Below are 7,846 nucleotides of genomic sequence, written 5' to 3' on the forward strand. Positions count from 1 at the left end.
CAAGATTTTTTGACAGAAGAAAACCGGGTACAAGACCATTCTGTTTGTTAGATTATTTTCCTAAAGATTTTATTTTAATGATTGATGAAAGCCATCAAACGATTCCGCAGGTGAGTGGTATGTATGGTGGCGACAGGAGCCGCAAATTAATTTTGGTAGATTATGGTTTTCGTTTACCCTCGGCATTAGATAACCGGCCATTAAATTTTCATGAGTTTGAAGCGTTGACGGGGCAAACCGTTTTTGTATCAGCAACTCCTGCAGATTATGAATTAGAAAAAAGTGAGGGCATCGTTGTTGAGCAGGTGGTAAGGCCCACAGGTTTATTGGATCCACCGATAGAAGTGCGTCCGTCAATAAATCAAATTGATGATTTGCTGGATGAGATTGATAAGCGAATAAAAAAAGGCGATCGTGTGTTGGTGACTACATTAACTAAACGCATGGCCGAAGAAATGACGAAATATTTAGAACGCATCAACATAAAATGCAAATACATACACAGCGAAGTGGATGCTTTGCAAAGAGTAGAAATTTTAAGGGAATTACGCCTCGGTGTTATTGATGTGCTGGTTGGTGTAAATTTATTAAGAGAAGGCTTAGATTTACCCGAAGTAAGTTTAGTGGCCATTTTAGATGCTGATAAAGAAGGTTTTTTACGCAACGAAAGGAGCCTTACACAAACTGCAGGCAGGGCCGCAAGAAATGTTGATGGCCTTGTAATTTTTTATGCCGATGTGATGACGGAGAGCATGCAAAAAACTATTGACGAAACTTACCGCCGCCGTGAAAAACAAATTGCTTACAATATTGAACACAACATTACTCCAACTACTATTATAAAAAATACGCAGCAAATTATGGCGCAGGGTTCGGTGCTGGATGTAAAAGGTTACGACCCTGCCAATCCTTATTCTATTAAACCCGATGAAGATATTATCAGCATTGCTGCCGAAGATGAAGTGGAATACAAAACCATTCCTCAAATGGAAAAAGGCATTGGCAAAATAAAAAAGCAAATGGAAAAGGCAGCGAAGGATTTAGATTTTATGGAAGCTGCAAGGCTGAGGGATGAGATGTTCAGGTTGCAGAAAGAATTGGAAGGGATGAAGGGATAGAAATTGGATATGCAATCAGCAAAGAAGTCAAGTTTTAAAAACTTGACTTCTTTTTTGCTATTCTAAAGCAATGGGATGATTGTAGTAGTACGCTGCGTTCTCCTGGTGTATTTTAATAAATTGCTCTCTTCCACCAAACCAATCTAATACAATATCTCTTTTTAAATGTGTTGGCTTATCAGATAAAATAGATTTGTAAGAAGACCATTGATATTTTTGAAAGTCTTTTTGTCCAAGATGTTTTAATACATTAGCATGATGATATATAATAAGCTGCGTAAAGTGAGCATCGTCTGTTACTTCCACCCTTCTGAACGGATTCATAAATAAAGAGCCACTCCTGTTATTTTCTTTATTGAAAGCCATGGCGTAACTAATGAAAAAATCTTTCCATTGAAATTCCTGGGCTTCTTCAAAGGTAATTTCCTGCAATAAAAATTTGCTTTGGTGCTTTTTCCTTATTTCTTTAGGCATTGCCGCAATATGACTTTCTAAATTTTCATAACTATTACATTTGATAAGCCAATGCACATGGTTATCCATTAAGGTATAAGAATAAGTGTCAAAATATCCAGTAGAATATGATAAATATTTTTTCAGGAAAAACCGCTTGTTTTCATCTGAATAAAATAACCTGTTATTACCGTTCGCCTTTGCAATAATATGAAAATAGCGATTGGCTTCTAAAGAGGCTAAATATTTTGTATTGATTGGCATAGCAGAATTATACTTGTAAATATAGGCCTTGCTTTTGAAAGGTTGTTTCATTAAAGAAGTCAAGTTTTGAAAACTTGACTTCTTTGTAAGGCCATGACTAACAAAATGTAAAAAAAACTCTGTAATCATAAAATATCCTGCTACCTCAATCGTCTCCATTAACAGAGCATACAATTTTTCAAAAAAATAATTTTACAAATGATAGTGTCTTTGGTATTTGTTGTGGCAATAATAGCAGCTGTATATTTTTTTATGCAGCAAGAAAAATTTGGCAGTCAGCCAACTGGCGAAAGATTAGAATTAGTAAGGGTTTCTCCGCAATACAGGGAAGGCGCTTTCCAAAATCAAAGCAATACACCCAGCTTAACAGAAGGCGCCAGCTATACTGCTATACTCAACGAGTTTTTTTTCAAGAAAAAAGCAAGACAAAAACCTTCACAAATTTTACCTTCTGTAAAAACTAATTTATTAAAATTGAAAAAAGAGGAGAATGTTTGGGTATGGATGGGCCACTCTTCTTACTTTATGCAAATAGATGGTAAAACAATTTTGGTTGATCCGGTGCTGAGCGGTGTGGCATCACCATTAAGTTTTACTACACGAAGTTTCCCTGGTTCGGATATTTATACTGCAGATGATATTCCTGCAATTGATTTTTTATTTATCTCCCACGACCATTGGGATCATTTGGATTATGATACCATAAAAAAATTACAGCCTAAAATAAAAACCATCATTACCGGTTTAGGTACCGGCGAGCATGTAGAACACTGGGGTTTTAAAAAAGAAATGATCATTGAAAAAGATTGGAATGAAACTGTAAATCTTACAGATGGTTTTACTGTAACTGTTACACCGGCCCGTCATTTTTCCGGCAGAACATTTAAAAGAAATACTGCATTGTGGGTATCGTTTGTTTTGCAAACTCCTTTACATAAAATTTATATTGGCGGCGATAGTGGTTATGATGAGCATTTTAAAACTATTGGAAAAACACACGGCCCTTTTGATCTGGCGATTTTAGAATGTGGTCAGTACGATAAAAGCTGGAAATACATTCACATGATGCCCGAAGAAGTGGTGCAGGCAGCAGCAGATTTAACCGCTAAAAAATTGATTGCTGTGCATTGGGGAAAATTTGCATTGGGCAACCATGCATGGGATGAACCGGCAGTGAGGGTTTATAAAGCAGCGCAGGAAAAAAAAATGAAATTACTTACGCCTATGATTGGAGAGCAGGTAAATATTGATGATGAGAGCCAAGTTTTTTTTCCCTGGTGGGAGAAAATTAATTAATACCAATTAGGCATTGAATCTATCCGATTAAAAAAATGTCAGGTTGAGCCTGTCGAAACCGGCGCTATAGTCAACCCGCCTTCGACAGGCAAGGCTGACAGCATTCTTTCAATGTCTAATTGGTATAATCAATAAATACTTTAATTTTTTAAAGATAATTGAGTACAGGAAAAACATTCAGGTTTTTAATTGTTGTATCCATTGCTTTGTAGGAATCTGTGCAATACATTTCATCTACATTTTTTAAATTAAACCCTTTACTAAAAATACCATGGCTGACCACTAAAATAATTTTTTCGGCACCCAACTTTTTTAATTCTGCCGCCACGCCGATAAATGTGCCGCCACCATCGCAAATATCATCTACAATAAAACAAATTTTTTGCTGCAGGCTTTCTTCAAAAACTTTAAAACCCGATAAAGCTCCTGTTTTTAAATCTCTTTCTTTCATACATTCCACCACATCAATACCATTAAGCGTTGCTGCCACTTTATAAATTTTCTTTAATGCACCTGCATCAGGTGATACCAAACAAAATTTACCTGCATCATCAGCAGCATTATTTTTTTTAAAATGATCAAGTACATCTTTTACAAACTGATGATTAGTGATGCTGTACGCTTTTTCAATTACTGCCGTAGCAACTTCTGAATGCGGATCGAAAATGCTTATCTTTTTAAAGCCTGCCTGGTTAATAATATTACCTATAACTTTTAAAGAAAATGGTTCACCATCCAGCATCACACGGTCCATACGGGCCGCCATCAGGTAACTTATTTTTAAACCAATTTGTTCAAAGCCCAAATAACTTAAAGTATTTTTTGCCAGTAAGATCATCAGCAAATCGTTGGCATTAGATATTCTGCTCACTATAACCAGTTCATCATTTTTATTAAACGTTTCGCAACTTACGGTATCAATTTTTATGTGCGGTTGCCCATCAGGAAAAAATAATGTTGTAAATTTTATATCAGAAACAGCCGGATTAATTAAATTGAGTGTACACATTTTTTAGTTTTTTTAGTTTCTTCCTTTTTCGTTGGGGTATAAATTTTGGCAGGTTTCGCTTTGCCAGAATTGTTTAGTATCAATATCAATGGCCGAAAGTTTGCCAGTAAAAGCAGCGCCGGTATCTATATTCCAAACGTTGCTGGCTTGCATGGGTATAGTTACATCATAATATAAAGTTGGTGTATGCCCGATATAAATTTCGTTGTACAACAATAATCTTTTAGGATAGAGTTTAGAATCTTTAGCAATTCTTTTATCCATAGTAAGTGCCATTTCCCAAAGCGTTCTGTCCCACGAATAGTTACTGGCATAAGGTTCGTTTTGCGGCCCGTGCATGGATGAAAAACCGGCATGAATAAACAACCTGTTTTGTTCATCCACAAAATAATTTATCATGCGATTGAAAAAATTTAAATGAATTTTCTTTTCTGCTTCGCTGCATGCAGCATAACTTGCCACAGTTGATTTTCCGCCATGGAATAACCAGGTTTTATCTGCTGTACCTTCTCTCAACCAATCCTCACACCAAATATCGTGATTGCCTTTTATAAATTTACAGTCGTAAATTTCATTCAGTTCCATTAAATAATTAATCACTTCTGCTGATTGAGACCAGCCATCAACATAGTCACCTAAAAAAATTAAGCGATCATTTTTTTCGAGCGGCAACATTTTAATTATTTGCTTTGCTGCAACTGCTGCACCGTGTATATCTCCTATTACAAAAGTTTTTGTCTTCACCAGTTAATTTTAAAATTCAATAAATGTTGCAGCTACAGTATCGGTTAACCAAACACCATTTTCAGCAATATAAAACAAATAACCCTGCTGTTGCATTGCCATTGTATTTATGGTAAGTATTACCGGCTTTCCTCTTCTTGCGCCCACTTTTTTAGCTGTATCAATATCCTTACTTAAATGTACATGCTGCCTGCTCATTTTTTGCAAACCATTTATTTTAATAGCTTCAATAAATTTTGCAACAGTACCATGATATAATTTTTCCGGTGGCACCGTGGGTGTTAGTGCTAAATCAATGGCAACAGAATGACCCTGGTTTGCCCGTATTTTAGAAAGATCGTCATTAAAAGAAAATCTTTTTTTATCGTTAGTAAAAACTATTTCTTCCAGTAAATCAAAATCTATCGCCATGCCATGTGCATTTGATTTTGTTATCAGTTCATCTGTATCTGCCCATCCGTTTTCATCAAGTTGTAAATTAATTTCTTCAGGCTTATGGCGAAGAACGAGGCTGAGGAATTTGCTTATTTGGGTGTTATTCATTTTATTTAAAAGTATTTATCAATCTGATTGTTCCTAAAATATTCTCATTCATTTCTTCCAGCTCTTCGGCAGGTATCCAGTATTCATTATGTATTTCTCCCCCTACATTTTCAATAGTATATTTTGAAAGAAAATTTGCCGACAGATCAAAAGCCACTACATAACCAACACCATAAGCCGGCACATTCCATTCTTTTGAAATTTGGTTGGCATAAGCTTCGTTAGTTACCGGATAAAATATTGGCTGATCCGGTAAACGGGGTGGAAATTTTTCCCAACCAGTTTCCTCAATCAAATTTAATTCTGCCTGGTTAACGGGGCGATATAATGTGACAACAACTGGCATTTGGTTTAAATAAAAATTATAATTTTCTTCATCAAAACAAACAAAAATAATTTCTTCAATTGTTGTATGCTTATTTGCTTTTATAAAATCTACTGCAGTATTAATTGCTATTGCTGCAGCTTTATCTTTTGGAAAATGATAAATGCCTGTACTGATATTTGGAAAAGCAACGGATGTAAGTTTTTTACTTTCTGCCAATGCTAAACTATTAAAGTAGCAATTTGCCAACAGTTTTTTCTTTTCTTCTTTATCGCCGTTCCAAACCGGGCCAACGGTATGTAATACAAATTTTGCAGTCAAATTTCCTGCTGTGGTAATTACTGCTTCGCCAGTGTTACAACCTCCTTGCTTATTTCTTATAGCAACACATTCATCTAAAATAGCTTTGCCACCTGCCCTGTGAATAGCACCATCAACACCGCCGCCACCCAATAAAGAACTGTTAGCTGCGTTTACAATGGCATCAGTATTTATTTTGGTGATATCACCTTGTATTAAATTAATTTTCACTGGTAGCTTTTTAGTTGGTTTTAATTTTCAATTTTTCATTTAATTTATCGTCATTAAAAAGCAATGATTTTTCTAAAGGAACAATTAATTTTTCGAGTTCCCTGTTTTGTACAAATTGATATTGTTCATTTACAAAATCACTAATGTCCTCAATCAAAATAATATCTTCATTAGCAAATGATTTTATGAATTCATTTCTTAATCCAATTTGTATGGCTCTTCTGTTTAATTTTTCACCGTACGGATTATGATCTGGATCCCACTGCAAACGTACTGCAGATAAAGCAACCTGTTCTCTCCAGCTTTCTTCTGTAATACCCAATGTTTGATTATAAGTAGAATACACTGCATGTTGCAAATAATTTTCAAACGCAGTCATTTTTAAATGAATAGCTAATACTACTTCTTGTCCTTCTTTTGTTCCCCATCCATTTCTGTACATCATCCAGAGAAAATTTGGTTTTATCCAGGTCATTCTGTCAAAACTAAACGCTCCTCCAAAAATTTGATTTTTAACTGCAAAGTTTCCAATTTCTTTTTTGTAAGATTGATAAACAATAATTTCCTTTTCGTTGTATTGCGCCATTATATGATAACCACTTTGCGGCCATTGTACATCTTGTTCTGTATATTTTTTTAATTCAATTTTCATTTTTATAAATTTTCTTTTACTCTTTTTCTTATTTCTTCCAAACTAACATCAATCAATAATTTACCGTCTTTAAAAACAGTTTTTAGTTCGCCCTGTTGTTCTTCCTGCCAGGTACATTCATCTTTATAATCCAGTTTACCGGTGGTTTTATTTTTGTGAACAGCTATTAAACCTTTGGCAGATTTTTTTGTGCCGTCATCTGTTTTGGGGTCTTTAAATATTGCCCTGCCTGCTCCGTTTACTTCGCCATATGTTGCCTTCATAGCAAAACCAAAAGTATCTCGGGTTACATATTCGTAAGTGAAAGAACCAAGGCCCAGCACTACATTATAACTGCAAAACCCTTTTTGTTTTAAGCCTTGTAAAATATCATGTTGTCTTTCTAAAGTAATACCATCACCATAAATTAAACCGATATGTGCATCTAATAATTTAAAGCCTTTTTCGGTAATGGTGCCGCCAAATATTTCCCACATACATTCTATAGCACCTTTGTATGCAGGGCTTCCGGCTTCGGCTTCATTATCACCAATAATTATTTTTACAGGGTCGCCGCTGTCGGGGCGTATCACTACTTTACCCTCTCTTGCAATAATTTTTTGTTTTAGTTGTGGTAAATATTCTGTTATCACTTTCCAAAAATCCCAGGTGTCAGAAACTATTGATACAATACCTTTTGGATAAATAACATTGATCAATCTTTCAAAAGTTTCAATCTCATTATCCTGTGTACCCATGCACATTACGCTGTGTTCTGTTGCAGGCACTGAGCCGCCAATTAATTCTTTTTCGCAATCGGCATTGTAATAATATTCTAAAAAATCAATGGCGGGTATGGTGTCTGTTCCGGCAAAACTTAATAAATGCCCGGCACCACTCATCAATGCATCTTCAATACCACTCATGCCACG

The 7,846-nt window shown here is 35.4% G+C and carries 8 protein-coding genes and 1 pseudogene; 2 read left to right on the forward strand and 7 right to left on the reverse strand.

Going from position 1 to position 7,846, the window contains the following annotated elements; genetic code table 11:
• Positions 1-1,118, forward strand: a 1,118-nt coding sequence (locus ACY651_RS14475; protein ID WP_462253980.1) for a helicase-related protein, incomplete at its 5' end; no start/stop codon positions are given.
• Positions 1,119-1,175: 57 nt separating this feature from the next.
• Here ACY651_RS14475 and ACY651_RS14480 read toward each other — a convergent pair.
• Entirely contained in the window at positions 1,176-1,886 is a 711-nt protein-coding gene (locus tag ACY651_RS14480; protein ID WP_462253982.1) for a transposase, read from the reverse strand.
• A 147-nt stretch (positions 1,887-2,033) separates the two neighbouring features.
• Between ACY651_RS14480 and ACY651_RS14485 the strand changes: the two genes are divergently transcribed.
• The gene (locus ACY651_RS14485; RefSeq protein WP_462253984.1) at positions 2,034-3,131 is read left to right on the forward strand and encodes an MBL fold metallo-hydrolase; all 1,098 of its coding nucleotides are present in this window, start codon (positions 2,034-2,036) and stop codon (positions 3,129-3,131) included.
• Positions 3,132-3,279: 148 nt separating this feature from the next.
• Here the strand turns inward: ACY651_RS14485 and prs are convergent, their stop codons facing one another.
• The 6 genes and pseudogenes from prs to ACY651_RS14515 all read right to left on the reverse strand — a co-directional run.
• Entirely contained in the window at positions 3,280-4,140 is an 861-nt protein-coding gene (prs, locus tag ACY651_RS14490) for a ribose-phosphate diphosphokinase (RefSeq protein ID WP_462253986.1), read from the reverse strand.
• A 12-nt stretch (positions 4,141-4,152) separates the two neighbouring features.
• Complete coding sequence (locus ACY651_RS14495; protein WP_462253988.1) at positions 4,153-4,884, reverse strand: metallophosphoesterase; 732 nt, start codon at positions 4,882-4,884, stop codon at positions 4,153-4,155.
• 9 nt (positions 4,885-4,893) lie between these two features.
• Positions 4,894-5,427 carry an RNA 2'-phosphotransferase gene (locus ACY651_RS14500; RefSeq protein ID WP_462253990.1) on the reverse strand — a complete coding sequence of 178 codons (534 nt, stop codon included), beginning with the start codon at positions 5,425-5,427 and terminating at the stop codon, positions 4,894-4,896.
• 1 nt (position 5,428) lies between these two features.
• Positions 5,429-6,283, reverse strand: a complete 855-nt coding sequence (locus tag ACY651_RS14505) for an O-acetyl-ADP-ribose deacetylase (protein WP_462253992.1) — start codon at positions 6,281-6,283, stop codon at positions 5,429-5,431.
• A gap of 10 nt (positions 6,284-6,293) precedes the next feature.
• Positions 6,294-6,935: a DUF4291 domain-containing protein gene (locus tag ACY651_RS14510; protein ID WP_462253994.1), complete on the reverse strand. Its 642-nt coding sequence runs from the start codon at positions 6,933-6,935 to the stop codon at positions 6,294-6,296.
• Positions 6,936-6,937: 2 nt separating this feature from the next.
• A pseudogene (locus tag ACY651_RS14515) lies at positions 6,938-7,846 on the reverse strand (hypothetical protein); the annotation flags it as partial.

It is taken from the genome of Ferruginibacter sp. (assembly GCF_031391665.1).
GTDB lineage: Bacteria > Bacteroidota > Bacteroidia > Chitinophagales > Chitinophagaceae > Ferruginibacter.

What these genes read in the sequence shown, in the direction of transcription:
- ACY651_RS14480 (WP_462253982.1), bottom strand. Translation starts at nt 1,886, where the DNA reads ATGAAACAACCTTTCAAAAGCAAGGCCTATATTTACAAGTATAATTCT.
- ACY651_RS14485 (WP_462253984.1), top strand. Translation starts at nt 2,034, where the DNA reads ATGATAGTGTCTTTGGTATTTGTTGTGGCAATAATAGCAGCTGTATAT.
- prs (WP_462253986.1), bottom strand. Translation starts at nt 4,140, where the DNA reads ATGTGTACACTCAATTTAATTAATCCGGCTGTTTCTGATATAAAATTT.
- ACY651_RS14500 (WP_462253990.1), bottom strand. Translation starts at nt 5,427, where the DNA reads ATGAATAACACCCAAATAAGCAAATTCCTCAGCCTCGTTCTTCGCCAT.
- ACY651_RS14510 (WP_462253994.1), bottom strand. Translation starts at nt 6,935, where the DNA reads ATGAAAATTGAATTAAAAAAATATACAGAACAAGATGTACAATGGCCG.